This window comes from Pseudomonas citronellolis (assembly GCF_029335315.1).
Lineage (GTDB): Bacteria > Pseudomonadota > Gammaproteobacteria > Pseudomonadales > Pseudomonadaceae > Pseudomonas > Pseudomonas citronellolis_A.
This window is the reverse complement of record NZ_JARJLT010000215.1, coordinates 1-26,452: the sequence shown is the minus strand read 5'-3', so window position 1 is coordinate 26,452 and position 26,452 is coordinate 1. Positions and strand designations below refer to the sequence as shown.

The 26,452-nt window shown below is 65.6% G+C and carries 22 protein-coding genes; 10 read left to right on the top strand and 12 right to left on the bottom strand.

Translation table 11 applies throughout. The features are described 5' to 3' along the window. The 4 genes from P3W75_RS17105 to P3W75_RS17090 all read left to right on the top strand — a co-directional run. The coding region (locus P3W75_RS17105; RefSeq protein ID WP_276228503.1) for a VENN motif pre-toxin domain-containing protein at positions 1-1,349 on the top strand (1,349 nt) is incomplete at its 5' end. Then, positions 1,346-1,807 (top strand): hypothetical protein, encoded by a 462-nt coding sequence (locus P3W75_RS17100; protein WP_276228502.1) that lies wholly within the window; start codon positions 1,346-1,348, stop codon positions 1,805-1,807. The genes P3W75_RS17105 and P3W75_RS17100, both read left to right, overlap by 4 nt. Before the next feature lie 514 nt (positions 1,808-2,321). Further along, positions 2,322-2,558 (top strand): hypothetical protein, encoded by a 237-nt coding sequence (locus P3W75_RS17095; protein WP_276228501.1) that lies wholly within the window; start codon positions 2,322-2,324, stop codon positions 2,556-2,558. A 335-nt stretch (positions 2,559-2,893) separates the two neighbouring features. Next, positions 2,894-3,328 carry a DUF6678 family protein gene (locus P3W75_RS17090; RefSeq protein WP_276228500.1) on the top strand — a complete coding sequence of 145 codons (435 nt, stop codon included), beginning with the start codon at positions 2,894-2,896 and terminating at the stop codon, positions 3,326-3,328. 241 nt (positions 3,329-3,569) lie between these two features. Here P3W75_RS17090 and P3W75_RS17085 read toward each other — a convergent pair whose 3' ends face one another. Next, positions 3,570-3,812: a YdcH family protein gene (locus tag P3W75_RS17085; RefSeq protein WP_276228499.1), complete on the bottom strand. Its 243-nt coding sequence runs from the start codon at positions 3,810-3,812 to the stop codon at positions 3,570-3,572. A 221-nt stretch (positions 3,813-4,033) separates the two neighbouring features. On the opposite strand from P3W75_RS17085, the gene P3W75_RS17080 reads away from it, so the two are divergent. Further along, positions 4,034-4,879 (top strand): PhzF family phenazine biosynthesis protein, encoded by an 846-nt coding sequence (locus tag P3W75_RS17080; protein ID WP_276228498.1) that lies wholly within the window; start codon positions 4,034-4,036, stop codon positions 4,877-4,879. Positions 4,880-4,935: 56 nt separating this feature from the next. Here the strand turns inward: P3W75_RS17080 and P3W75_RS17075 are convergent, their stop codons facing one another. The 3 genes from P3W75_RS17075 to P3W75_RS17065 all read right to left on the bottom strand — a co-directional run bounded on the left by P3W75_RS17075 (position 4,936) and on the right by P3W75_RS17065 (position 6,958). Further along, positions 4,936-6,096, bottom strand: coding sequence for a GGDEF domain-containing protein (locus tag P3W75_RS17075; protein WP_276228497.1), 1,161 nt, complete (start codon positions 6,094-6,096; stop codon positions 4,936-4,938). A 344-nt stretch (positions 6,097-6,440) separates the two neighbouring features. Beyond that, positions 6,441-6,767, bottom strand: a complete 327-nt coding sequence (locus P3W75_RS17070) for a low molecular weight protein tyrosine phosphatase family protein (RefSeq protein WP_276228496.1) — start codon at positions 6,765-6,767, stop codon at positions 6,441-6,443. Further along, the gene (locus P3W75_RS17065; protein WP_276228495.1) at positions 6,764-6,958 is read right to left on the bottom strand and encodes a hypothetical protein; all 195 of its coding nucleotides are present in this window, start codon (positions 6,956-6,958) and stop codon (positions 6,764-6,766) included. Before P3W75_RS17065 ends, P3W75_RS17070 begins: the two co-directional genes overlap by 4 nt. 270 nt (positions 6,959-7,228) lie before the next feature. Between P3W75_RS17065 and P3W75_RS17060 the strand changes: the two genes are divergently transcribed. The 4 genes from P3W75_RS17060 to P3W75_RS17045 all read left to right on the top strand — a co-directional run bounded on the left by P3W75_RS17060 (position 7,229) and on the right by P3W75_RS17045 (position 11,056). Further along, the gene (locus tag P3W75_RS17060; RefSeq protein ID WP_276228494.1) at positions 7,229-8,155 is read left to right on the top strand and encodes a cation diffusion facilitator family transporter; all 927 of its coding nucleotides are present in this window, start codon (positions 7,229-7,231) and stop codon (positions 8,153-8,155) included. A gap of 193 nt (positions 8,156-8,348) precedes the next feature. Further along, positions 8,349-9,149 (top strand): lytic transglycosylase domain-containing protein, encoded by an 801-nt coding sequence (locus P3W75_RS17055; RefSeq protein WP_276228493.1) that lies wholly within the window; start codon positions 8,349-8,351, stop codon positions 9,147-9,149. 220 nt (positions 9,150-9,369) lie between these two features. Next, positions 9,370-10,071: a hypothetical protein gene (locus P3W75_RS17050; protein ID WP_276228492.1), complete on the top strand. Its 702-nt coding sequence runs from the start codon at positions 9,370-9,372 to the stop codon at positions 10,069-10,071. A 388-nt stretch (positions 10,072-10,459) separates the two neighbouring features. Beyond that, entirely contained in the window at positions 10,460-11,056 is a 597-nt protein-coding gene (locus P3W75_RS17045) for a hypothetical protein (RefSeq protein ID WP_276228491.1), read from the top strand. 9 nt (positions 11,057-11,065) lie between these two features. On the opposite strand, the gene P3W75_RS17040 is transcribed toward P3W75_RS17045, so the two are convergent. The 5 genes from P3W75_RS17040 to P3W75_RS17020 form a co-directional block, all read right to left on the bottom strand. After that, the gene (locus tag P3W75_RS17040; RefSeq protein WP_276228490.1) at positions 11,066-11,746 is read right to left on the bottom strand and encodes a DUF746 domain-containing protein; all 681 of its coding nucleotides are present in this window, start codon (positions 11,744-11,746) and stop codon (positions 11,066-11,068) included. A 346-nt stretch (positions 11,747-12,092) separates the two neighbouring features. Next, positions 12,093-13,370: a hypothetical protein gene (locus P3W75_RS17035; protein WP_276228489.1), complete on the bottom strand. Its 1,278-nt coding sequence runs from the start codon at positions 13,368-13,370 to the stop codon at positions 12,093-12,095. 81 nt (positions 13,371-13,451) lie between these two features. Then, positions 13,452-14,585, bottom strand: a complete 1,134-nt coding sequence (locus P3W75_RS17030) for a YheT family hydrolase (RefSeq protein WP_276228488.1) — start codon at positions 14,583-14,585, stop codon at positions 13,452-13,454. A gap of 9 nt (positions 14,586-14,594) precedes the next feature. Then, a complete protein-coding gene (locus tag P3W75_RS17025; RefSeq protein ID WP_276228487.1) occupies positions 14,595-15,764 on the bottom strand; it encodes a saccharopine dehydrogenase family protein in 1,170 nt (389 codons plus the stop codon). Positions 15,765-15,949: 185 nt separating this feature from the next. Then, positions 15,950-16,381: an anti-virulence regulator CigR family protein gene (locus P3W75_RS17020; RefSeq protein WP_276228486.1), complete on the bottom strand. Its 432-nt coding sequence runs from the start codon at positions 16,379-16,381 to the stop codon at positions 15,950-15,952. A 222-nt stretch (positions 16,382-16,603) separates the two neighbouring features. Between P3W75_RS17020 and P3W75_RS17015 the strand changes: the two genes are divergently transcribed. Then, positions 16,604-21,100, top strand: coding sequence for an autotransporter outer membrane beta-barrel domain-containing protein (locus P3W75_RS17015; protein WP_276228485.1), 4,497 nt, complete (start codon positions 16,604-16,606; stop codon positions 21,098-21,100). Positions 21,101-21,162: 62 nt separating this feature from the next. Here the strand turns inward: P3W75_RS17015 and P3W75_RS17010 are convergent, their stop codons facing one another. The 3 genes from P3W75_RS17010 to P3W75_RS17000 form a co-directional block, all read right to left on the bottom strand. After that, positions 21,163-23,268 (bottom strand): HlyD family efflux transporter periplasmic adaptor subunit, encoded by a 2,106-nt coding sequence (locus P3W75_RS17010; RefSeq protein ID WP_276228484.1) that lies wholly within the window; start codon positions 23,266-23,268, stop codon positions 21,163-21,165. Positions 23,269-23,287: 19 nt separating this feature from the next. Further along, complete coding sequence (locus tag P3W75_RS17005) at positions 23,288-24,667, bottom strand: efflux RND transporter periplasmic adaptor subunit (RefSeq protein ID WP_276228483.1); 1,380 nt, start codon at positions 24,665-24,667, stop codon at positions 23,288-23,290. Positions 24,668-24,670: 3 nt separating this feature from the next. Next, positions 24,671-26,452, bottom strand: a 1,782-nt coding sequence (locus tag P3W75_RS17000; protein WP_276228482.1) for a putative Ig domain-containing protein, incomplete at its 5' end; no start/stop codon positions are given.

The window sequence follows — 26,452 nt, the reverse complement described above, 5'->3', positions numbered from 1 at the left end:
GGACGCAGGGGGAGATCAATGCCACGGAGGAGGCTCGCAAGGAACTGAAAGCTCAGGGGAAGGACAATCCCACTCAGAAGGAGCTGGAGGCTAGTGCCGCGTACCAGAAGGTTATGCGCGAGTACGGCACTGGCAGTGATCTCCAAAGGGCCGCACAAGCCGTCACGGCTGCACTGCAATACCTGGCCGGCGGCGACATCGGTGGTGCGGTGGCCGGCGCATCGGCGCCCTACGTCGCGAAGCTGATCAAGGACCAGGCCGGAAACAACGACACGGTGCGCATCATGGCGCAAGCCGTGCTCGGTGCTGTGGTGGCCAGCGCTCAAGGTAACTCTGCCGCAGCCGGTGCGGCAGGCGCCACAACCGGCGAGTTGATCGCCGCCAGCCTCTACCCGAGCAAGAAGCCTGAAGAACTGACCGAGAACGAGCGACAGATCGTCTCCTCCCTTTCCTCTTTGGCTGCGGGGATGGCCGGTGGAATTGTCAGTGGCGATAGCGCTGGCGCGTTAGCTGCTGCAGGCGCGGGTAAGAATGCGGTGGATAACAATGCAATCAGCGAGATTGCTGAAGAGCAGTTCACTGGCGTATCGCAGACTGAAAAATACGAGAAAGCACTAGCTCAGCTGAAACAGGCTGATGAAGAGTACAAAGCACAGAACTGCATCGGAATTAGTGCTGACGCCTGCTCTGCGAAAATGAAAGCGGATAGGGCCGAGATGCTCAAGGGGACAGCATCTCTAGGTATCGATTTCTTACCGGTAATTGGCGACATCAAAAGTTTTTCGGAGGCAAATAGTTCGCTGGAGTATCTGGCGGCGATAATTGGCTTAGTCCCAGCGCTTGGCGATGTCGCTGGAACGACCCTGAAGGCTGCTGAAAAATCCCTAAAAGCTGGTAATCTTGAGCAGGCTTCTGAGCTGATTAAAATTGCCAGCAGCCAGGTTGAGAGATCCAAGGCGCTTGATGTTGATTCTTATAAAAACTTAAAGGGCCGTGAGGTGGTTGGTGATGGTCTGGATCATGATCATATTCCTTCGTTTGCGGCTCTCCGAAAAGCCAAAGAGAACGAGATTGGTCGCCCTTTAACTGAAGCTGAAGCAAAGGCTCTATATCAAAATTCCACTGCGGTCGAGGTTCCTAAGGATGTTCATGTCGCGGGGCCAACTTATGGCGGGAAGAACACCTCCGCTCAAGTCCATCAAGATGCTCTAGATCTCTGTGGTGCTGTGTGTCGCGATACTGATGCCTTGAGGTCAAATATGATTGAGCGTGGCTATGATCCAGGGCAGGTGGAAGATGCAATAAAGCAGATTATTGATAGGAATCGTCAGACTGGAGTTATAAAATGATAAGTATATGGGATAAATTTATAGTCGCTATTGGTAAGGATGAGAGATCGCCTGAATTTTTAGAGCTAGAAAAATCTATTGGAGAGGCTCCACATGTGTCGTCTGATCCTGATGCATACAATGATCCGGTAGGGGGGACGAGGTACTATAAATATACTCGATCGGGAGTTGAGGTGGGTTTTAGAGGGGGGGTGTTGAATCATATTCATTTTTATATTGAGGCTAGTGATGGATATTCTGCCTTAAATGAGGGTTTTTGTGATTGGCTAAATGCTTCATCTACCTATCAGAGTGTTTTGGATATTCTTGGTCAGCCTGCAATGACAGGTGGTGGGAGGAAAGATTTATTAATTGGCTATGTAGGGAAATGGCTAAGGTATCAAAGATGGGGGGTGGTGGTTAATTTTCAGTTCAATGAGAGTGATGCTTTATGTCGGGTTACAGTTCTTCAGGCTTAAGAAAGGGCGAGGGAGAAAGAGATGGGAAGGGTAGGTTTATTTTCTACTCTAAGGCTGTTTTTTTGAGCGGAATTAGAGTGCGATAAATAGATGTTTTCCTTCTGGTAATAAATATTCCACCTTTCACAGCTTCTGAGGGTTAGGGATTATAAGGATAAAAGTTATGGAGCAGATCGACTCTTCCGCCGTGCAGGGACAGGATTCTCAGAAAGCCCGTGTGGTAACTGATCGAGAACGAAAAGGGGACGAATTTATTTTTCATACTCTAAAACTGGCCGGTCGATCAAGATTAGAGTTCGTTAAATAAATCTGTCCCCTTTTTTTGGTCCCCTTTTTTTTTGGTAGTTGGCGCCGTATCTGGTGCCGCAGCGGGAGGTGCTGCTGGAAAGGTTCTGGGTGCAGGAGTGGCAAGTGAGGTTTCGTCTGGAGTGAAAGAGCAGTTGGAAGGGGTGGGAGGGGCGATCTCGTCAGAGTTTGTCAGTGATAAGATTTCTGGGGCTATGGATGAAAAGAAATGAGCGGGAAACTCCCTGTTCTTCGATTTTTGATAAAGAGCTATTTTGTGTGCACTGGTGCCATCTTTGTGGCCATGGTGTTGGGGGTGTATGTTTCTTCTGTAATGGAAGGTGTGAATATAGATTTTGAGGGGGTGATTTTTGATGCGGCAATTGATTCACTGAAAGGCGGGGCGGTTATGACTTTTGCAGCAGCAGTGATGCTGAAGAACTATTGGTCTAGATCTCGTAAGTAATTGTTTATCAGGAATAATTTTTCTTGAGAGATAAGTGTCAGATTTATTTTTCCTACTCTAAAGCTGACCAGTCGGACGGGATTGGAGTGCAATAAATAAATCTGTCCACTTTTTTATTCCGGATATGTGGGGGAATCCGTTGGTGGAGTGTTGGAGGTTAAGAATTTCCGGAGTCTCTCCATGTCCAACCAGTTGCGAGCACGGACGGAAAAGGGGACAGATTTATTTTTCATACTCTAAGGCTGGCCGGTCGATCAAGATTAGAGTTGGTTAAATAAATCAGTCCCATTTTTCACACATTTTTCACACGTTTAATCTAAATGAAAGGGCTGAGTATGAATGAGCTGCCCGATGCCAGCGCAGGCAATGATGACGCGACTCGGAAGAAAATCCATACCGCGGTCGTTGCTAGAAACCTGGCAAGTGCGTCGAACAACACCAAGTGGAATGAGCTGATTAATCATTTCCGCCAGCGCCAAGGCTGGCGTCCGTCCTATCGGTCAAAGTCTGTCGCTGGAAATATTTCAGGCTGGGATGTTGAGTGGTTCTATCACCTACCGTTTCCATTCGAGTCGGTAGAATGGTTCGATATTGGGTTGTCGGAATTATCTCCCTCTGATGGACGTCTACTGGCCCAAGCCACCATTGACCATGCCTCCGAAATTTCGGAGGTCGTCGCACAGATTGGGTTCGAGTTTGAAGTGCTCGGCGACGTACTAAGAATTTGGGGGTACCTCCCAAAATCGTACGAAGATTTTCCACCTACATAATATATAGTGGGCAACTGCATGGCAGCAGTTGCGCTCGGCTGATCATGATATCCAGTCTTCCTTCTTGAGGGTCTGCTATAGCCTAGAGAAGGGGACAGGTTTATTTCCACTGCTCTAAATCTGACCCGTCGGGCAGAATCAGAGTGGCGAAAGTAAATCTGTCCCCTTTTCCAATTGCCGGTGAATTGCCCTGGCATCGTCGATTCTTGACGGGTGGTCTGATTCGACAGCTTTGCCTTGGTCAGCCGCCGCAGCCACTCCCACATTGGCAGCCATCTTTCTTGCGCAGAATCTCGTAGAGCTCGTCCTTGAGTTGCAGCTTCTGCTTCTTCAGCGACTCGATGGCCTCGTGGTTGGCCGGCGTGATGCCTGCTTCCATGTTCTTGATCTCCTGGTCGAGATCATTGTGGCTATGGAACAGCTTGGCAAAATGCGGGTCCTCGACCTTGAGGCGGGAAATTTTTTCGCGGAATTCGGGAAACATGGCGGGTTCTCCAGGCGGGTGAAAATTCACTCTGCAGGATTCGAACCGGGCCAGTGTTGAGGTGGATCAGTGAAGGCGTCGCAATCAGAGGACTGCCCGCGTCTGGCCGATTGCTGTCTGTGATCAAGCGCAAGGCCCAGGCGTCCTTCAATTGTTTTCGCGTAGCGGCTACCCTCGGCCCCGATGGCGAGTGACCCGCCGATACTGATCAGGGAAATGTGATGCCACTGTCTTTGCCATTCGAACAGGTCGATGTATTTGCCGAGTACCACTACGAAGGTAACGCGCTGGCGGTGGTCGTGGATGCCGACGAGCTGACAACCGAGCAGATGCAAGCGTTTGCCCGCTGGACGCAACTCAGTGAGACCACCTTTCTGTTGAAGCCCCGAGCGCCGGAGGCGCATTACCGCGTACGCATCTTCACTCCGCTACGAGAGCTGCCCTTTGCCGGCCACCCGACGCTGGGCAGCTGCAAGGTGTGGCTGGGCCGGAACGAGAACCCCGAGCAAGTCGAGATTATCCAGGAGTGCCCGGCGGGCTTGGTTCGTGTGCGCAAGCAAGGCCCGCACCTGGCGTTCTCCGCTCCGCCGCTGATACGCAGCGGGCCGCTGGATGCAAACACGCTGAGGGTGATCGAGCAGGGGCTCGGCCTCGCGGCTGGGCAAGTCCGCGCAAGCCAATGGGTGGACAATGGCCCCGGTTGGGCGGGCGTGTTGCTGGCCAGTCGCGATGAGGTGTTGGCGGTCAAGCCCGATTACGCCCTGTTGCAGGGGCTGAATGTCGGCATTGTCGCGCCGTGGGTTGGCGTGGAGGCCGAAGCCGATGTGGAAGTCAGAGCCTTCATGGGCGAGGAGTGCAACGAGGATCCCGTCACGGGAAGTCTCAATGCGAGCCTGGCCCAGTGGCTGATCGGCTCGGGCGTCCTGCGCAATCGGTACACCGTCAGCCAAGGCACCGCGATAGGGCGCCGAGGTCGGCTGCAGGTTGAAAGCGTCGACGGGGTCATCTGGGTTGGCGGAGCGGTGCAGCACTGTATTTCGGGCAGGGCCGTCTTCCGAGAGGGCTGACGGTATTATCCGTTGTGCTCCGGTGGCGGGTCGATGTCTCGGGTCCGTTCGGCCTTCTACGCGTGAGCGTACTCGACGCGATTGCGCCCCGAGGTCTTGCCGCGGTACAGCGCCGCGTCTGCCTGCTGCAGGTACTCGTCGAGCGCTTGCGTGCTGGTGAAGTGCTCGGAGACGCCGATGGTCGCCGTGCAGCGGATCGCTTGATCGGCGCTGATGCCGGGCGGTTCGCTGTGTTCGATCGCCGCGCGGGTGCGCTCCGCCAGTTGCATGGCGCCGCTCCTGTCCGTGCCGAAGCAGACCAGGACGAATTCCTCTCCGCCCAGGCGGCAGGTCAGGTCGCCTTTGCGCGCGGTGGCCTTGAGGATTTCGGCCACATGGCACAACACGAGATCACCCACTTTGTGCCCGTGGGTGTCGTTGATCTGTTTGAAGTGGTCGATATCCACGATCAGCAGGTAGGCGGGCCCCGCCGTTCGCGAGCGGAAGTGCGCGTCCAGCCCCTCTGTCAGCCCACGGCGGTTCAGCAGGTGAGTGAGCGGGTCATGCGCGGCCATGCTGCGCAGCTCATCCGCGAGGCGCCGCAGGACGAGCCAGACGGCGCAGGGCGGAAGCACGGTGCCGAGGAACGACATGTAGATGTAGAAGACCCTCTGGAAGCCGCTGTTCATGTCGAGCGCAGCCAGGCCACCCTGGACGATCATCACGAACTTCGCCGCGTTCAGCGCGCAGATGCCGCCAATCAGGACGGCGAACACGATCATCTCGACGCGCAGGTCGCGGGCGACGGTTCGCCGGGCGTGGAGCACGGCGATCGTCATGCCCAGAAAGAGCAGGGCGCAGGAACCCGCCAGCAAGGCATGACGCGCCTCGGGCCCTAGCGTCGACTGCACCACCAGCTGCAGTGTCGTGTAGACCGCCGCCAGGGTGAGCAAAGGCTTCCACACGGGCGTGGGCCGATCGAAGAAACGCATGGCGCCAAGCACGTAGGCGACGGGGGCGCAGAGCGTCATCGTGTGGTTGATGAGACTCACCACACCCCAGGTCGCGGGGCCGTCCAGCAACTGCAGGATGTAGGCGAGCCCGAGCAGGAAATTGCCCAGGGCGAAGACTTCCATGCCCATTCTCTTGCCATTCAGCCGTGTGCTGATCAGCAGGAACATCACGCAGAAACAGAGCAGGTGCACGCAGAGCATGCTGAGGATGACAGTGGTGACCATGGGTTCGCGTCAGTGAAGGCGTGGCTAGGGGCGTCGAATGCTGAAGGAGTGGTGGACGCGATCACCCTGATTCTCTGGCCGCATCTGCACCCGACGGAGTCGTTCAGGGCCCCGGAACCTAATCATATGCGCTACGCCAAGACAATTCATCAGCCAGGCGCCGGGCATGTTCGAGGAATTGCTCCTGGCTGGTGGATAGGTGCTTGATCGTACGCTTTCGACCCGAAACGGAGGCTCGCGAATGACCTGTATGGCCAATAGTCGCAATGGCCTTTTTGCACGTTGGGCGCATAGGGTGAGCAGCGCCACGGAGGTCTGCCTATGGCGAAACCGTTCTTGCGTACCTAGACCGCCAGGTAGGCCGCCACCATGGTGTTGAGCATATCCACCAGCTCAGGATCCATGAAACGGTAGTCATCGGGAATATCCAGAACGTGAAGCCGCTTGTGCTCAAGCAAGCGGGCGTATTGCGCCTGCAGTCGGTTCAGGTGCTTACGCTCCATGACGAAGATTACATCTGCCCAGCGAATATCCGCTGGGCAGATGGGCTTGCGTGCGTTCGGACTGGTTCCCGCTGAGCGAGCCTCGAAGCCGGGGCGGCGGCGCCAGATAGCTTCTGCAGTAGGGCTACGCCATTGATTTCGGCTGCAGATAAAAAGGAGGTTGGTCACTCTTGGTCCAGCAGTTGGCGGACGGTGCGAATCGGATACTCCATACCAAGCTGGCGGGCTCTGAACAGCTTGTCGGCACGGGTATACATCAACTTCCAGTTCTTTTCTGGTCGGGGCTGTGGCGGACGGAGCGATTTTTGCGGGAAATGTTTAAGGGCCTGTGAGTGTCTCCAGGCGCGTGTTCTTTTCATGGTCATATCCTCGTGAATACCGGGTTCAGCAGCCGCGGTAATACGAGGTGGATGCATGGTAGGTGAGAAATCAGGCGGTGGCCAGGATGATGATGCTGTCATTGCTCCAAGCCGGGCCAGCGGCCTTGCGAAGCTGCACAGCGCCATTGCCGGGGCGCCAATGGCCAGGGCCCGGGCCCTGGCTTATAGTCGCGCCCCCCAGCGAAGCCGGCGGCGCCGGCCAGGCCCGTTCTGGGTAACGCGACCACGGAGGCGCAAGGAGCCCCAGCCATGAAAACCGAACAGGGCATCCTGCGCCTTTCCATCCTCGTGACCGTGCTGTTGGCCGGCTTCGGCATCGTCGTCGGCTTGCTGTCGGGGTCCTTCTCGATCGTCTTCGACGGCGTCTACTCGCTGGCCGATGCCAGCATGAGCGGCCTGGCGCTGATGGTGGCGACGCTGATCCGCCGCCACACCGCCGAGGGCGATGCCAGCCGGCGCCTGGCCGAGCGCTTCAACATGGGCTTCTGGCACCTGGAACCGATGGTATTGGCGCTCAACGGCACGCTGCTGTGCGGCGTGACCCTGTACGCGCTGATCAACGCCATCGGCCGGCTGCTCAGCGGTGGCCACGCGCTGGAGTTCGGTTTCGCCATCCTCTATGCGGCGGTCGCCACCCTGGTCTGCTTCGCCCTGGCCGTGTTCCAGTTCCGCGCCAATCGGCAGATCGGCTCGGACTTCGTCGCCCTCGACGCCAAGTCCTGGGTGATGTCCGGCAGCATCTCGCTGGCCCTGTTGATCGCCTTCCTGGTGGGCGACATCGCCACCGCCAGCGGCCATGCGCAGATCGGCCCCTATGTCGACCCGGCGGTGCTGGCGCTCATCTGCCTGGTGATCCTGCCGATTCCGCTGCTGACCATTCGCCAGGCCTTCAAGGACATCCTGCTGGTCACCCCGCCCGCGCTGAAGGAGCATGTCGACGAGGTGGCCACGGCGTTCGTCGCGCAACATGGCTTCGTGGCCTACCAGGCCTATGTCGCCAAGGTTGGCCGGGCCCAGCAGATCGAGCTGTATTTCATCGTCCCGCCGGGCTGGCCGGCGCAGACCCTGGACGAATGGGACCGGCTGCGCGACGAGGTCGGCGAGGCCATCGGCGGTGAAGGCCCGAACCGCTGGCTGACCATCGCCTTCACCACCGACCCGCTCTGGACCCGTTGACCCGCGCGGCCGGCAGCCCGTACGTCATCGCAAATTCCACGGCCGGTAACAAGGCGTATAACTAGCGGAGCAAAAAGGTAGGTCACCTCGCATGGGCGCTCCAATGGCGGCGCCCGGGAAGTCCTGGCGCCCTGTCACCAACAGGAGCACGGCGAGCGTACGCAAGGCGCTGCCACGCCCGCGGAGTGATGCGATGGGTTGCAGAGCATGGCGATGGGTTCGCAAGAGCCTTCCTGGCTGCATCGGCCTGGCCTTGCTGGCCGCTCCGCTTTGCGCCGGCGCCACGTTCAAGTGCCAGGCCAGGGATGGAAGCGTCCGCTTCACCAGCCACGCGATCGCCGGTGCTCACTGCAGCCGCATGGAAGGCAAGGCTGGCGCGGACGCCAAGGCTACGGTCGCGCCAAGGCCCGCGCAGGACGATGACCTGAGCGCGGGGCGGATCCGGGTGTACACCTTCGTCCACAATGGCGTGCGCCAATACGTGAGCCGGCGCCCGGTCGGCATCTCCGCGCGGGTCGATATCCTCGAGGTGCGCTACATCAAGGGCTGCTACCTGTGCAGCGTGCCGAAGGGCTTCAGGGTCGCCTCGCTGCGCCTGGACCCGTTGTCCTACCGGCGGGAGATCGAAGCCTATTCCGGGCACTACGGTGTCGACAGGGCCCTGGTCCGCGCGGTGATGCACGCTGAATCGGCGTTCCGCCCCAACGCCATTTCCGTTGCCGGCGCCCAGGGGCTGATGCAGTTGATGCCCGCCACCGCCGAGCGCTTCGCCGTGGACGATCCGTTCGACGCGCGGCAGAACATTCGCGGCGGCGTGCGCTACCTGGCCTGGCTGCTCAAGCGCTTCAATGGCAACCAGACCCTGGCGTTGGCCGCCTACAACGCCGGCGAAGCGTCCGTGGACGAGTACAACGGGGTGCCGCCCTACGCCGAGACGCGGTCCTACGTCACCCTCGTGCAGTCCCTGGCCGAGCGCTATCGCAACCATCGCTAGCGGTAGGGGGCGCATGAGCCGCAACCGGTCATGTGCCCCTGCACGGTGGCTGACGCTGGCGCTTCAGCCACGCGTCACCCGCGGCGGGTCAAGAAGGGCTCTGGTATTTCAGTAAATTCAGATGCTTATCAGATGATGGCAATTGAATGTCGCGGTGGGTTGGGTGAGGATGTGCCGCTCGCTATCTGGCGAGCCCCTTCACCCTGACAAAGGATGTCCCATGCACGTGTTGAAAAGCCTTCTCGTTGCCAGTGCGCTCGCCGTAGCCGGGTGCGCCAGCCAGCCCCCGGTACCGCCGCCGGAATACCCGGGGCTCGAGAAGTCCGACCAGGTTGCCATCCACGATCTACGCCCGCACAGCGAAGGCGAGAAGAAAATCTTCAGCCTGCTGATCATCAGCGACGCCTACGCCATCTACCGCGTCGCGGACGACGCGACCAAGCCCACCGGCGTGCGCCTGCTCGCCCATCGCGCCTATGAGGCTTTCCCGGAACTGGGCAGCCAGCCGACTATCAACGTGCAGCATTTCGTGACCTACGCGAACCTGCAATCGCAACTGCGCACCAACTCGCTGGTCGCCGGGTTGACCGGCCCGATCGGCGTCGCGCTGCTGAGCCAGAAGGACATGCCCGCCAGCGAAGTGAAGACCACCCGGATCGATAGCGCGCTGCTCGAAAAAACCGCTGGGGACGAGGAGTACACTCGCGCGTTCTTCACCGAGCAGGAAAACCCGGAAAAGTCGCCGGTGAACCTCATCTACATCGACACCGAGATGCTCGGTAAGCGCGTGGCCAGCCGTTGCTTGGTTCCGCCGGTGGCGGGCAAGCCGCACCTGTTCCTGGTCGAGGCGTACGACATGTGCATCGCCAACCACCTTGCGCTGTACCGTACCAAGAGCGCGGATACTGCCGCTGCCAAGTGAGCCGGGGCGGCATTGCCGCCAGGCTCTGCTGAAGGCCAAGGGTGCATCGGAAGGTGCGCCCTTGTCGTATCGGGCGGCCGCTACCAGGCGATCTGGAGGTGCCGTGAAGCAGTGGTAAGAGGGGGAGGCGTTGCTCTGACGTCATCTCGCTGACCCTAAGTAAGGACGAATCGAGCTTCCCTCTGAGGTCCGCATCGGCGTACTTCGAGGCCTTTCCCGCCACCGGTGCCAGTGCCCTGACGAACAGCACCAGGGTCGTTTTGATGCCCCGGAGAATCGGTGCCGTTTCATGTTCCGCTGTATCCCTGCGTCTCTGCAGTCGCCCCTCCCTTAAGCCTTTCTCAGGGAATTCTCAGAAGTGCTGCCCAGAATTTAATGCAGGCAAGACTTGGCCGATGATGGTGAGCACATCGTGAGTCAGGGAGAACGGCAGCCGATGAAGGGCTTGGCAAGAAGATTGAGAGCGGGTCGTCTGCTAGTGCACTACCGGACGGGCGTGGAGATCGTCGACGCGTCTGGCGCGGTCATCGATCGGGTCGAGGTCGAACGCATGGCGCCCTCGGACTGGGGCATCGTATATGAGCGCTGGGTTGGCCTGGAGTTGGAGAAGGAAGGCTGGGAGGTTGACTATCGCGGGCTTTCCCTCGGACTCCTCGACGAGGGTATCGATCTGGTCGCGCTCCAGGGGCCCAGGACGCGATACCTGCAGTGCAAATTCCTGAGCCAGGCCATAGGGAAGCAGGACCTGGAGCAGATCCTCTACAAGGGGTCGGGATTCTTGAGCAAGCAGGCGTTGTCTCCGGATGATGTTTTCGAGTTGGTGGTGCCGTCAATCGATAAGGCGTTTCCGCCAAAGCGCAAACGGAACAATCAGTTGCAGCCGAACTGGCAGAAGATCAGGTTCCTGTCCCATAACCAGACGCAGAATCGAATCCGTTTGGAGATCACGGAGATACCCATGGACCTGCTCGGGCAAGAAGGATAGGGGACAGATCTAGTCATTCTGGCTGGCCTCATGAGTGCGGAGCGATTCCGCCTCCGTTGCTGCCGCAGCCGCCTTCCTCCTGGCGAAGTGCTCGTCCGGTTCGCTGACGCAGCGCCCGCACGCCTTGCAGCGGAACAAGCGCTTGCCCTGGCGGTTGCCGTCGACGAAGCCGTGGCGGAAGAACTGCTGCTGGTTGTCGCAACTCGGGCATTGCAGCTTTGGTAGTTCGGGGCGCATGCCCAGGCGCACTTTGGCTTCCCACTCGCCGCTGGGGTCCAGCTCCAGCAGCCACTTGCGGAATACCCTGACCCAGCGCGCCAGCATGGCGCGGGAAACCCCCAGCATGTCGCTGGTGCTGGCGATCGAGCGTTGTTGCGACAGCAGCGGCAGGAACGCGTCCAGCTTGTCGCAGCGCAGGAAACTCTGCAGCGCCGTGCCGGTGCGCCGGTTGAAGCCCTTGCCGCACTGCTGGCAGTTGAAGTACGGAATGCCATTGGGCGGCCGGCCCCGGTAGCGCAGCGTGACCTGGTGGCCGCCGCAGTAGTGGCAGGCCGGCGGGTCCGGGTTCTTCGACAGGGCTTCGGCGATGTGCCCCTGGAGGAAGGCGGTCAGCGCTGGGTCTTCGCGCCAGGGGAAGCCCTGGCCACGGTCCAGCACGGGCAGGGCGTGGTCGAGTCGGCGTATGGGCATGGGCGGGCTTCGCGGGAGGCAGGAGCGGCTATTTGAGTCCCGCGAATGGCGGCTTGTGAATGCGCCGGATGGGCCTCTGGGCATGGTTCGGAAATGCCCTACGGAAAGTCGCTGGAAAACCTCACCGCGACCTTTTCTACAGGCTGACCTGGCCGGTCAACTCGCAGCGGCAACGTTGAATCCGCCTCGCGACTCGCATGGCGTCCCTTGGGGCTGATACATGGAATCCGGGATCGCGGAATGCGATCCCGTTGGGGCGGTGAAGGGGGCTGTACAGGTGACGTCCCGTCCTCGGATGACCGGCCGCTGCCAGCCGGCGCCAGCGGAGGCCGATCCGGATCCGCGACTAGCGCACCACCTCCAGCGCCGTCACTTCATTGGTTTCCTTCCCGGATTTCGACGTGGAGTCGAGGACGAAGGCGATGCCCAGTTCTTCGACGAAGGCGCGGGAGGAGTTGTAGCTGCCCTGCTCGCAGTCGAGGTGGATGGCGTCGCCGGTCAGGCTCGGGAACACCTGGCTGGCCGGGAAGCGCTGGCCGATCTTGCAGGTCAATTCCGATTCGGCCTGCTGGTCGCCGGGCTTGGCCGGGACGTAGTCCATCAGTTGCCTGGCCTTCAGCGTGCGGCCCAGGATCCAGCCGGGCGGGATGCTCGATTCGAGCGACTGGGTGACCAGCACGCGGCCGTCGCCGATGCCATTGAGTTTGGATTTCAACTGGATCATGTCGGCCTGGGTCAGGCGGTCGACGTGGAAGTCCTCGCTGTAGATTTCGGTCTTGCGCAGCAGGCCGTCCTGCGCCCGCATTTCGATGGACACCGGGGTCCGGCGCTCGCCGTCGGCCTTCTGCGTGACGAAGGTGTAGCGCAGCGATTTGAACTTCGGTTGCAGCAGCGGCGTGTCGACGCCCTTGCGCAGCGCCTCGGGCACGGCGACGTCGTCGAGGGCGGTGGGCGGCGTGCGGCGCGGGTAGTCGGCGGCGGGGATGTCCGGGCGCATGCGCGCGAGCAGGGCGCCGTCCACCGCGCCTTGCAGGGAGCAACTGACGCGGGTGCGCTCGCCCTTGGGGCCTTCCGGTTCGATCAGCAGCACGCGCTCCACCCGCTGGGTGCCCGGCGCCTGGCCGGACTGGGTGCGCATGGCCTGCCAGCGGCCGCCTACGCTCACTTCGCTGCGCACGTAGGACCTGCCGTCCTGGCGCAGGCGGTCGCGGTCGGCGATCAGCGGGGTGAGCTGCCGGGCGACCTGCTCGGGACGGGCGTCGACCAGGAAGCCCCAGTACAGGTAGTAGCCCAGGGTGCCGAGGTCGGAGCTTTCGTCGTAGTAGGACAGCAGCTTCAGGCCAGCCAGCGTGGGCGCCTTGTCCAGGGCGACGCTGTTGCTGGCGTCGCTGGAGCGGTCCTTCACGCTGATCCAGGCCAGGTCGCCGGACTGCTTCAGCGGCGCGAAGGCCTGCCAGTCGGCGGCGTGGCTCTGCAGGCTGCTGAAGAACTGGGCGTCGCACTGGCTGAACGCCCTGAAGGTGTCTTCCAGGGCGCCATCGCTGGCATGGCTGAGCGGGGACAGGAACAGGGCGGAGGCGAGCAGGGTGGAGGCGAGCAAGGTGGAAGGAAACGGTAATTTCATCGAGCTGGATTTCCCTATCGGCTGGCGAGTAAGCGATTCGATACGCCAGCCATTATCCGTCACTCGGACGGTGCTTTGTAGTCACCCGTGCGGCGCAAGGCTCGTGCCAGAGCCTGGCGCGGCATGCGCCGCGAGGAGGAATTCGGCGGCGAGCTGGTGCGCCCAGGGGCGCGCGCCGAGGCCCGCGAGGTAGGCGCAGTGGCTGCCGCGCGAGGTGACGGCCAACACGGCGTTGGGCAGTTGGCGCATGGCGTCGAGGTGCTCCTCGACGTTCTTGGCGACGCACACCGGGTCGTCTTCGGCGTTGAGTACCAGCAGCGGTACGCTCACCCGCTGCATCACGCCGACCGGGTTGCAGGCGGCGAGGTAGTCCTGCTGGCTGGCGTAGCCGGCGCATTCGTAGAGGTGCCGCTGGAAGGCTTCCAGGCTCTGCGCGGTTTCCAGGGCGCCCAACGAGGCGAGGTGCTGCAGCGCGTCGCGGTTGGGCGCGATGAACTGCTCGACCAGGCGCTTGGCCATGATCCGCGTGTAGGGGGCCTTCGAGCGTCCGAAGGCCACGCTGATGTCGTAGCCGGGGCAGAACGCGAAGGCGGCGCGGATCGGTGTGTCGTCGCCTTGCTCGCCCAGGTAGCGGATCATCAGCCCGGTGCCGGCGGACACGCCCGCCGCGTACAGCGGCGAGCGCGGCAGGGTTTCGGCGATCACCCGCAGCTGGTGGCGCAGGTCGTCGACATCGCCCATGGTGTTGAACTTCGGGCTGGTCAGGCGCAGCGCGCCGTGGCCGCGGCGCTGGCAGAGGACGATACGCCAACCGGTCATGCGCTGCAGGTCGCGGACGAAGGCGCGCATGCTCTGCGCGGTGCCCATGATGGTGTGCAGCACCACCAGGGTCGGGGTATCTGCCGGCAGGTCCAGGCCCAGCCAGTGCAGTTCGGTGGTGCCGCCGTCGGCCATGCGCAGGCTGTCGACGCGGTCGTAGTGCAGTGGCGCGGCGAGGGCTTCGCGCAGGCACAGCCCGGCGATCTGCAGGTGGCCGTTGAACAGCCAGGGGGTGGGCCAGAAGCGCCTGGACAGGCGCGGCAGCCGTGCGACCAGCGCCGCGCTGCGGGCGTTGGCCTGGTAGACGAGGCGCGGCCTGCGCGCCGCCGTGCGCAGGTAGTGCGCCGTCGCGCCGGCGGAGAAGAACAGCAGGGCCGCGCTCGTCCAGGTCAGCATTTCCGTGGCTCAGTCCTGCAGGCGGAAGGTCAGGTCCGCGTGCTCGCTCAGGCGCGCGATCAGTGCATCGCCCATGGCCGGCGCGGTGGTCCAGACGCCGCCCGCCGTTCCGGTGGCTTCGTTGAGCAGGCACAGCGCGCTTTGCGTGATCATCCGGCAGGTGGAGCCGTAGCCGGGGTCGCGCTTGCCGGCGACCACCGCTTCCAGCGTTCTGCCGTCGGCGGTTTCGCCGAGGAAGCGCACTTCGTAGAAGCCATTTTCGCGCTCTTCCAGGCTTGGCCCTTCGCCCGGCTTGGGCGCCTTGTCGCTGGCCATGGTGCGGTCGCCGGCCACGGCCTGGGCGATTGCCTGGCCCTGTTCACCGGGACCGGTGAGGAGCATTTCGTCGTAGACGAAGTCCTGCCCGTAGGCATGCCCGAGCAGCAGGTTGGAGCGGTGCACGTTGCGCGTGTTGATCGCCGCCATGATGAAAGGCGCGGCCCAACTGCCGAGGGCTGCGTCGTATTCCGGGCGGTCCGCCGGCGGTTGCGCCGGGCCGGTGAAGCCGGGGGTGAGGGCGAAGGGGTTGACCAGCAGCTCGCGGATTTTCGGGTCGGCCTTGGCCGCCGCCAGGGTGGCTTGCAGGCTGGCGGCGGTGCCGCCGGAGAAGCTGCCTTTCATGCGGCTGACCCGGCCCTTGATGCGCACGAGCGGCGCGCCGAAACGCTGCTTCGCCGCCTGCTGCAGGAAGTACACGCCGAGGTCGAAGGGGATGGAGTCGAAGCCGCAGGAGAACACGATGCGCGCGCCGCTGCGCTTCGCCGCATCGTCGTAGCGGTCGATCATGCCGCGCATCCAGGCCGGTTCGCCGCACAGGTCGACATAGTCGCTGCCGGCCTCGACGCAGGCGGCCAGCAGCGGCTCGCCATACAGCTGGTAGGGCCCGACGGTGGTCAGCACCAGGCGGGTGCGCTCGGCCATGGCGCGCAGGCTGGCCGGATCGGCCGCGTCGGCCACCAGCAGCGGGATGGACTCGGGCAGGCCGAGCTCGGCGCGCACGGCGGCGAGCTTGCCGGCGTCGCGGCCGGCCATGGCCCAGCGCACGCCGGCGCCGGCCTGGCCGAGGTATTCGGCGACGAGGCGCCCGGTGAAGCCGGAGGCGCCATAGACCACAAGGTCGAACTCTGCGTGCTGTTTCATGCGGGAAGCTCCTGGGGGCGAAATCAGTGTTCGATGATAGGTGAACCGCAGGCTTCGCCCACCCTGTTCAGCATACGTGATGGCGTGCGATCAGACCGGGGAATGGCCCGGCTTCTGCGCAGGAGCGTATCGCCGGGCAGCGCGCGGCGGGAGTGGGGGATCGGTAGCCGGGGCCGGGGCGCGAATCAGTCCAGCACGTCGTGCAGGACTTCGTAGATCACCCCGGTGGCGATGGTCACCAGCAGCAGGTCGGTGCCGGCCTGCTGCCATTCGTAGCCGTCGTAGTGCGGCAGGCGGCCCACCAGGCGGCCGTCGAGCTTCTTGGCGATGCCGGGCGGTAGCGGCTTGCCGCGCGCGAGGTTCTTCTGGATGCCTGGCGGCAGGGACGCGCCGGGGCTCCAGTAGTCGCGGTTGTCGCCGAGGATGACGCGCACGCCACCGACGTCGATCGCCGGGCCGCCTTGCCAGCCGTTGCCGCCGGCCTGGCCCTGGTTGCCGTGCTGGCCCTTCTCGTGTCCCTTGCCCTTGCCGTTACCCGGGTCGGCCAGCAACGCCGGCGCAGCGCTGACCAGGGCGATACCGAGTACAGCGGACAGCAGTGTGTTGAGCCTGGGCATGGGCGTTTCTCCTTGAGTCATGTCCCGATGGCTTGCAGGCTAGCCCGTTCGATGTGAAACGAAAGTGAACGGCGCCTGTCGGGTTCCAGCGCTGCCCCTGCGGCGCAACGGCTGGCGTAATCGGGCATTACTCCTACAGGCGCAGCGGAAGTTCTCCGAAAGCCAACTGAACAGGTCCTTTGGAGACTGGTGGCATCCCATTCGAGAATGTTGGAGGCCGCCATGAAATCCTCTGCACCCCTGTTCAGTCGGCTGCGCCGTTCCCACCTGGCGCACCTGGTCGGCCTGGCCGTGGCCAGCCTGTTCAGCTTCGGCATGATCGAGGTCGAGGCCGAGGACAGCGTCGTCGAGGCCGAGCGCGACGATCTCGACGAGCCTTCCGCCGCGGGTGCGCTGCTGGAGCCTTCGCCGCCGAGCTACCTCGAGGTGGCCCGGCAGGCCGTTGAGGATGCGCCGCGGGTATTCGCCAGCCGCGCGCTGCTCGGCGCCCCGGCGCCCATCACGCCGAGTGCCGGTGGCGTTGGCATTGGCAGCAGCGCGACCGTCAACGGGCAGGTCATCAACCTGGCCGCCGCCGGCACGACGGGGCTGCAGGCCGGCGCAGGGGTGAGCATCGGCTTCGAGCAGGGCGGCGTGTTCAGCACCGCCGTCAACGCGAACCTGGCGAAGAACCAGGTCGGCATCCGGGTGGAGGGCGGCCAGGTCGAGGTCGCTTCCAGCAGCATCGTCCTCGAACCGAAGACCGCCGCTGGCGCTGCCTTCACCGCCAACGACATGACCGCCGCCATCGTCCAGGCGGGCGGCTCGCTCAAACTGACCGACACCACGGTCAGCGTCGGCGGCCTGGCCAAGGGCAACAACAACCGCGGCGTCGTGGTCAGCGACGCCGGGTCCAGCCTGGACATGAGCGGTGGCTCCATCGGCACCAGCTCCTGGGGCGCCGTCGGGCTGGCCGTCGAGAAGGGCGGCCAGGCCGACCTGAGCGGTGCCAGCGTGAGCACCAGCGGCGCACGCAGCGCGACCACCGGCGGCAGCCATGCCGTGCACGTCAGCGGCGAGGGCAGCCGGCTCGATGCCGAGAACGTCGCCCTGAACACCAGTGGCGGCTCGGCTTACGGGCTGCGGGTCGACGACGGCGCACAGGCGACCCTGAACGACAGCAGCGTCAGCACCGGCGGCGGCAACGGCCACGCGGTACTGGCCGACGACGCCAGCGTCGGCATTGAAGGCGGTTCCCTGGTCACCACTGGCAAGGGTTCGGTGGGTGTCTGGGCGCGCAATGGCGCCAGCGTCACGCTTGCCGGCAGCGAGGTCCGCACCAGTGGCGCGGCGGTGTCCAGCGCGGCGCCGGTGGACGGCGAGAAAACCCTGAGCCTCAGCCATGGCCTGCTGGCCGGTGGCACCGGCACGCGCATCCAGGCGAGCGACGTCTCCCTGCTGATCGCCGCCGGCAGCGCCAGCGCCGCGCGGGCCGAGGAGGGTGCCAGCATCCTCCTCGATGGCGGCAACGTCGAGGTCAGCGGTGCGGCCACCACGACCAGCACCACCGCCGCGCTGCACGCGTTGTCGGGCGGCAGCATCGACGGCGCCGACCTGTCGATCCACGCCAGCGCCTCGCTGGTCGGTGGCCTGCGCGCCGAAGGCGCCGGTAGCAGCGTCAGCCTGCGCGACAGCGACGTGCAGGTGGATGGCGCCGGCAACGTGGCCAACGCCTCGGCGGGCGCTCGCGCCATGGCCGGTGGCAGCCTGTCGCTGGACAACGTCGAGCTGGTCACCCATGGCCTGTACGGACACGGCATTTCGCTGGAAGGCGCCGGCTCGCAGGCGACCATCAACGATACCCGCGTGGCGGTCGACGGCGCCCGTTCCATTGGGCTGTCGCTGACCCCCGGCGCAGCGGCAACGGTGACCGGCAGCAGCTTCCGCGTCGACGCCCAGCCGAATGGCGCCGGCCCCTGGGCGCCCGGTGTGCAGGTCGACGGCGCGACCCTGGCGATGCGCGACAGCCACGTCTACACGACGCCCGGCAGCAGCCTCGGCGTGCGCGTGCTCAACGGTAGCGAGGTGCGCATCGACAATGGCTCGGTAACCACCGAGGGCAACTATTCGGCGGCGGTCAGCGCCGCCAACTCCACGCTGGCGATCGACCAGCTCACGGTGACCACCCACGGCAACGACAACGCCATGGGCATCGTCGCCGATGCCGGCGCCCAGGTCAGCGTGACCGGCGGCTCGGTACTCACCACCGGCAACGGCTCGCCGGTCGCCAGCAACCTGACCTTCCCCCACGCCCTGGTGGCGCGCAACCCCGGCGCGCAGCTCAGCGTCGACGGCACCAGCGTGCTGACTACCGGCACCCAGGCCTACGGCGCGGCGGTGGACGACGGCGGCAGCATGCTGCTGAAGAACCTCTCGGTAGAGACCCGGGGCCAGTACTCCACCGGCATCTATGCCGGCATCGGCACCCTCAAGCCCGGCAGCGTCAGCCTGACCGGCGAGAACATCAGCGTGAAAACCCTGGGCGACGACGCCAGCGCGGCGCTGGTCAGCCGCCAGTACCAGGCCGATACCGCCGTGCTCGAACTGGACGGCGCCAGCCTGGCCACCCAGGGTGCGCGCTCCCATGGCGTGCGCGCGGAGTCCGGCGCGCAACTGATCGCACGCAACGCCACGGTGACCACCGCAGGGCCCGGCGCCCTCGGCGCGCTGGCCAGCAATAGCGCCAGCGCCAGTCTCGACGCCGTCGCAATCGTCACCAGCGGCGAGGGTGGCCACGGCGTGGTGGCGAAGAACGCCGGCAGCGTCAGCGCCCGCGACCTGGTGGTGAGCGCCAGTGGCGCGCAATCGGCGGCGCTGTACGCCCAGGGCAGCGAGGCGCTGCCCGGCGGCATCGAGGTCGAGCGCGGCGTGCTGGCCAACCGCGACGGCGCGACCCTGGCCGTGGCCGGGGTGGCGGACATCGCCTTGCGCCAGAGCCTGGCCGGCGGCAGCGGCCAGTGGCTGAACGTCGACAGCGCCAGCGCGAGCGCCGGCACCCAGCTGTCGGACATGGGCACCGGGCAATGGCAGGGCGTCGGCCAGACCATGGCGGCCGCGGGCCAGGCGCGCATCGAGCTGGACGGCTCGATCGTCAGCGGCTCCGCGCGTACCGCGACCGGCAGCACGGCGGACCTGGACATGCACGACAGCAGCCTGTGGAAACTCACCGGCGACTCCAACCTGACCGGCCTGCGCAACGATGCCAGTGTGATCGACTTCAGCGCGCCGCTCGGCGGCCAGTTCAAGACGCTGAGCGTCAACCAGTACCAGGGCGCCAACGGCACCCTGGCGCTGAACACCTACCTGTACGACGACGGGTCGCCGTCCGACCAACTGGTGATCGACGGCGGCAACGCCAGCGGCGCGAGTAACCTGCTGATCCGCAACGCCGGCGGCCCGGGCGCGCTGACCCGGGGCAACGGCATCCAGGTAGTGGACGCGGTCAACGGCGGCACCACCGAGGCCGGCGCCTTCCGCCTGCTCGGCCGGGTCGTGGCCGGCCCCTACGAATACAGCCTGCACCGCGCCAGCCTCGACGACAGCAACGCCGAGGCCTGGTACCTGCGCTCGACCCAGGACGCGCAGCCGGTCGACCCCGTCGACCCGGTGACGCCGGCCGATCCGAACGGGCCCGTCGACCCGCTAGCACCTGACCCGCGCACACCCGATCCGCTGCCGCCGCAGAAGCCCAACTATCGCCCCGAGACCTCGCTCTACAGCGCGCTGCCGGCCATGGCCCTGCACTACAGCCGGGCGCTGGTGGACACCCTGCACGAACGCGTCGGCGAAGAACGTCGCCTGGCCACCGAGCCGCTGCTGGCGGAGGCCAGTGACAGCTACGGGCCGTCGCTGGGCTGGGGTCGCCTGATCTACCGCAAGGGCAGCGACAGCCTGGCCAACGGCGCCGACTACGACTACCGCATCCAGGCCTTCCAGGTGGGCGCCGACCTCTATCGCCACGAGGACACCGACGGCAGCACCGACCAGGCCGGGGTGTCGCTGCAGGCCGGGCGCATCAGCGGCAGCGTCGAGCACACCGACGGCCGTGGCGCCGGCGACGACAGCCTGCGCTCCTACGGCATAGGCGCCTACTGGACGCACTTCGGCCCCGAAGGCTGGTACCTCGACGGCGTGCTGCAGTACAACCGCTTCGACCTCAAGGCCAGCCCGCGCGAGGCCGACGCGCTGAACGCCAGCGGCCATGGCATTACCGCCTCGCTGGAGGCCGGCTACCCGTTCAAGGTGAACAAGGACGAGACGCTCCACGTCGAGCCCCAGGCGCAACTGATCGTCAGCAAGGTGAAGCTCGCCGACAGCCACGACGACGCCGCCAAGGTGCGCTTCGAGGACGTCGATTCGCTCACCGGCCGGCTCGGCGTGCGCGTCGACAAGGACTGGTTGCGCACCGACGACAAGGGCGAGGTGCGGCGCACCAACGCCTGGGTCCGGCCGAGTGTCTGGCACGAGTTCAAGGGCCAGGCGAAGACCGCGTTTTCCTCGGCCGACGGCTACATTCCCTTCGGCACCGACATGCGCGGCACCTGGGGCGAGGTGAACGTCGGCGTCGACTACCAGCTCGGCGAGCGCACCACGCTGACCGGCTCGCTGGGTTACCAGAAGGCCTTCGGCGGCGACGCCCGCAGCTACGAGGGCATCATCGGCATCAAGATCGACTTCTGAGCTGACGATCCGCGTGCGCCGGCGGGCGAGAGTCCGTCCGGCGCGCTCGGCGTTTCACCGCCTCAGAAGCCCGATTCGCGCCAGAGCACCGCGGCGGCGGCGCGCAGGAAGCGCAGCGAGGGGATTTCCCAGCGCCCGGCGATGGTCACGTGGCCGCGCCATTCGCCGTGGGTGGCGGGCAGGCTCTGGCGCACTTGCAGCACCACGCGGTACACCGCGTGCTCGGGGTAGAACACACCGCTTTTCTCGCGCGCCAGGACATTGCCGCCGAACAGGTTGCTCAGTTCCGGCTCGCCCAGGGTGCGCGCCGCGTCGCGGTCGATGCTGTGCACCGTCAGGCGCATCGCCGGCTCGCCCAGACCATCGGCGATGAACAGCGCCGGGTCGCCGGGGGCGATGCGGTGCACCACCTCTTCGTCGACATAGGTCACCACCTGCCAGGGGCCATCGGCCACCAGCGAGCCGAGGTACTCGCGCTCGCTCAGCCACTGGCCCGGGCGCAGGTCGGGGTCCACGTCGACCAGCACGCCGGAGTAGGGCGCGGTCGGGCTGTAGCGCTGGGCGTCGGCACTCACGGCGGTCTGCTCGGCCTGGGAGTAGGCCAGCTGGTCGTTGAGCACCTGCCAGTCCTTGCGCGTGCCGCTGTCGAAGCCGGCGGCGGCGGATTGCCAGGCGAGGGTGGCGTGGCGCGCCTCCACCTCGTTGCCGTGCAGGACGAGTTCCGGCGATTGCAGTTCCAGCAACGGCTGGCCGGCGGCGACGTGCTGCCCATCGGCCACCGGCAGCGCCGTGACCTGCGCCCGCACCGGGGCGTAGAGGGCCATGCGGGTCTGCGGCTGGAGCATGCCCGTGCCGCGTATGCGGTCGGGCCAGGGCACCACGCACAGCGCCACCAGGCAGACCAGCAGCGCCAGGCTCAGGCGCGCCCGCGGCCGCTGTTTCAGCGTGGGCCAGCGCTCGCCCCAGGCCTGCAGTTCGCGCCAGATCGGCAGCGCCACGAACCAGCCCATCTCGACGATGAACAGCAGGATGCCGACGGCCTTGATGAAGAAGTGGTAGACCAGCGCGGCGATGCCCAGGAACAGCACCAGCCGGTAGATCCACACGGCCCAGGCGAACAGGATCAGGCCCGCGCGGCGTTGTCGGGGAAAGGCTTCCGGCGCCGGCTCGCCGAGCTTGAACAGGCGTTCGCGCAGGTCCCAGCGGGCCAGCGCGAAGCTGCGCTGGTGGAGGTTGGGCAGCCCCAGGTAGTCGGAGAGGATGAAGTAGCCGTCGAAGCGCATGAACGGGCTGGCGTTGATCAGCAGCGTCGAGATCCAGGTGGTGGTGGAGAGCAGGAACGCCGCCTGCCGCAGGCCGCCCTCGGGCAGCAGCGACCAGGCCAGGGTGGCCCAGGCGGCGAGGCTCAGCTCGGTGGCGATGCCCGCGCCGGCCACCGCCAGGCGCTGCTGGCGGCGCGGCAGTTTCCAGACTTCGTTGGTGTCGGTGTAGGCCACCGGCCACAGCACCAGGAACGCCAGGCCCATGGTCGGCACGCGGCAACCATAGCGCTTGGCGGTGAGGGCGTGGCCGAGCTCGTGGCAGGTCTTGGCGAAGATCACGGTGAGGCCGAACATCAGCGCGCCGTCCCAGCTGAGGTTGTCCATCAGCGTGGCGCTGAAGCGGTCCCAGTCGCGGTAGGCGCCGATCAGCCCGAGCGCGCCGGCGGCCAGGGTCAGGCGCCGGAAGCCGGCGCTGAAGAGGAACGCCAGGTGCGGCAGCAGCCAGTCCAGCAGGCGGTCCGGGCGCAGCAGGGGGATGCGGAAGAACAGGTAGTTGTGCAGCAGCCACTGCCAGCGCGTGCCGCGTTGCCGGGCGCGCGCGGCGGCGAGCAGGGCGGCGGAACCGCTGGCCGGGACGAACAGCTGCTGGTCGCGGAGGAACTGCAGCACCTCGTCGAAGGCCTGTTCGTCGAGTTGCAGCGCGCTGCTGCGGTTGATGTCGTCGAGGATCGCGCCGGCATCGCCCAGGTGCCAGCGGCTGAGAATCTCGAAGCCGGCCCAGTCGAGCTGGAAGAACTGGTTGCGCGCCGGGTCGTGCAGCGTCCAGCTCGGCTGGCCGTCGGCCAGGCGCGGGCCGGGGGTGACGGAGAGCTCCTGGCGCAGGCTGGGGAGTGCGGCCTTCATCATCGGCATGCTCGGCGCGGCGTCACAGCGCCAGGAACTGGCGGATCGTCGCCAGCGGCCGGCGCAGCACCCAGTACACCAGCGGCACGCTGCCGCTGGCCAGCTTGGCCGTGCCCTTGAGGCCGATGCGGCGGTCGGTGGGGGCGTCCAGGCGGGCGCGCACGCGGTAGGCGTAGGTGCCGTCCGGGCGGGCGCTGGCGCGGGTGCTCATGTAACGCAGGCTGCCGGAAAGCGGGGACAGCGGCGAGGCGGCCAGGTACAGCTGCAGGGGCGCGTTGTCTTCCAGCGGGATGGCGTCGCCGATCGGCAGCCAGGCCTCGATCTCCACATCGGTGGGGGCGGCGATCTGCATGATCCTCTCGCCGGTCTGCACCGGCCGGCCGATCCATTCCTGGGGGTCGTCGAACAATGCGATGCCGGCTTGTGGCGCCACCACCCGCGAGCGCTGCGCCTGGCCTTCGAGGAACTCGGCCTGGGCCTGCTTCTCGGCCACCTTGCCCAGCAGGCCGGCCAGCTGGGCCTTGGCGCGCGGGTCGTTGAGCATCATCTGCGCCGCCTGGCGGTATTCGGCCTGGGCGGTGGCCAGGGCCTCGCGGGCGACCTCCAGCTTGCTGGCGATCGGCGCCTGGTCGAACTGGAACAGCGCCTGGCCACTGGCGACGGCCTGGTTCGGCTGCACGGCGAAGTCGCCGATCACGCCGTCCAGCGGGGCGCGAATGGTCGCCGGGTGGGCCGGCACCAGCTCGCCCGGCGCCAGCACCGTGAGGCGCACCGGAAACGCCAGCAGCGCCAGCAAGGCCAGCGCCGCCAGGCCGCGACGGCGCCAGCGCACGGCCTTGCCCGGCGCGTTCCACCAGCCGCGCAGGCGCGCCGGCAGGGCCGCCGGCGACCAGCGCGGGCGGCCCTGGGCCACGCGCCAGGCGTGCTGCCAGATGTCCATCCACTCGCCCAGCAGCGCCAGCTCGCCGTCGGCCAGCGGGGCGTCGCCGGCCAGCAGCAGGCCGCCATGGCGGCCCGTCGTCGAGTCGGTGGGGTCGATGGCGCGCAGCGGTACCCAGGTGGCGCAGGCCGGCAGCCATTCGTCCCAGTGCGCGCGCAGCTGCGCCGGCAACTGCGCGGCGTCGACCGCCAGCGCCTGCGCCGTTGGCTGCTGCTCGGCCAGGTGCCGGCACAGCGGGTTCAGCCACTGCACATAGGGCGCGTTGGATTCGACGGCGACCACCCCGGAGAGTGTGTGCACGCCGACATCGTCCAGCCACAGGGCGGCCTGGCGATAGGGCGCCAGGTCGCGGCTGTCATTGACCGCGAGAAACGCCAGCTCATCGGCGTTGGCCGCCGAGCGTGCGCGCCGCGCCAGTTCCAGTAACGGCAGCAGGGGGTTGGTCTGGGCGCGGGCGTTCATCTCTTAGCGTCTCTGGGTAACGGCGTTGGCCAGCGCGGCCAGGCGCTGGGCATGGCTGTCGCGGGGCGTGCGCAGCTGCTCGGCGAGGCTCGGCCGGCCGGTCGGCGCCTGGCTGTGCTCGCTGACGCTGATGCGCTCGCCGATCACCAGGGTGAAGGTCTGCACCGCGACATGGCCCCGGTCATCGCGGGCCAGCACCGAGATGCGCAGGGTGCCGTGGAAGCCCGGTGGCGGGGTGCCTTCGAAGCGCCCGAGACGTGCGTCGAATTTCAGCCAGGCGGGCATCGGCTGGCCATCGGCGAGCGTGGCGTTCAGGCGGAGGTCGTCGGCGGACCCGGCGAAGTAGAAGGCGTCGGCGGGCAGGCTGAAGCTGACCCGCTCGCCGCTGCCCTGGACGTTCTGGTCCGCCAGCGGCGCGTTGACCGTCAGCACGCCGTCGTTGCCGAGCAGGTCGCCACGGCCGTTCGCGCCGCCGCGCTGTTGCGCCAGGCTGTCGACGTCGAGCGCGGCCAGCGAAGGCCGCGGTGCGTCGCCCCAGCCACCGGCGCTGGCGATCGGCCGCGACGGCGCGTCGAACAGGCTCGCGCTGAGCCCGCCGCCGAGCGCAGGCGGGGGCGGCAGCGGGATGCTGGCCGGCAGCTCGATCACCACCGGCGGCGGCAGTTGCGTCTGCGGCGGCAGCGGTATGAACGGCACCTGCGAGCTGTAGCTGTAGGCCTGGCTGTACAGGGCGCCATCGTTGCCGGCGACGTCGACGACCTTGACCAGCAGGGTGCCGCCGGTGCTCAGCGTAACCCCCGGCAGCGACCAGCCGCTCTGGCCGACCGTGGCGCTGGCGGTGCTCCAGGTGGCGCCATCGTCCAGCGACACCAGCACGCTTTCGCCGGCCGCGAGGTTGGCCGAGAGCGTGCCGTTGACGGTTTGCGCGGCGACGTTGAGGTCGAAGTCGTTGCCGCGGTCGTTGGAGAAGGCCGCGCCGGTCACAGTGGTAGTCGACGGGCTGGTGTCCAGCACGTAGGCCTGGCTGGTGATCGCGCCTTCGTTGCCGGCGGCGTCCACCACCTTCAGTTGCAGCGCGCCGCCGCTGACCAGGGTGGCGCCGTCCCAGCTCAGGCTGGTGCCGCTGACCTTGCCGGTGATGTCGGTCCAGGTGGCGCCGTTGTCCAGCGAGCCGTACACCTTTTCGCCCGCGTCCAGCGCGGCGCTCAGGGTGGCGCTGATGGTCTGCGCGGCGGCGTTGGTGATCAGGTCGGTGTTGCTGGCGCCGCTGTCGTTGGACAGCGCGATGTTGCCGAAGGTGGTGGTCGGCGCGCTGGTGTCCAGCGCGTAGGCCTGGCTGGCGAGCACGGTGGCGTTGCCGGCCACGTCGACCACCTTCAGCACCAGGGTGTTGCTGCCGGCGAGGGTGACGCCGCTCCAGCTCAGCGCGGTGCCGCTGAGGCTGCCGCCGAGGTCGGTCCAGGTGGCGCCGCCGTCCAGCGAGCCGTACAGGCTGTCGCCCGCGCCGAGGGTGCTGCTCAGGGTGCCGCTGATGGTCTGCACGGCCTGGCTGGTGATGAAGTCGCCGGCCAGGTTGCTGTCGTTGGACAACGCCAGGCCGCCGAGGCTGATGGCCGGTGCGCTGGTGTCGTAGGCATAGCTCTGGCTATAGACGGCGCCATCGTTGCCGGCCAGGTCAGCCACCTTGACCAGTAGGGTGTCGCTGGCGGTCAGCGTGGCGCCGGCCAGGCTCCAGGTGCTCTGGCCGACGGTGCTGCTGGCTGCGGTCCAGGTGGCGCCGTTGTC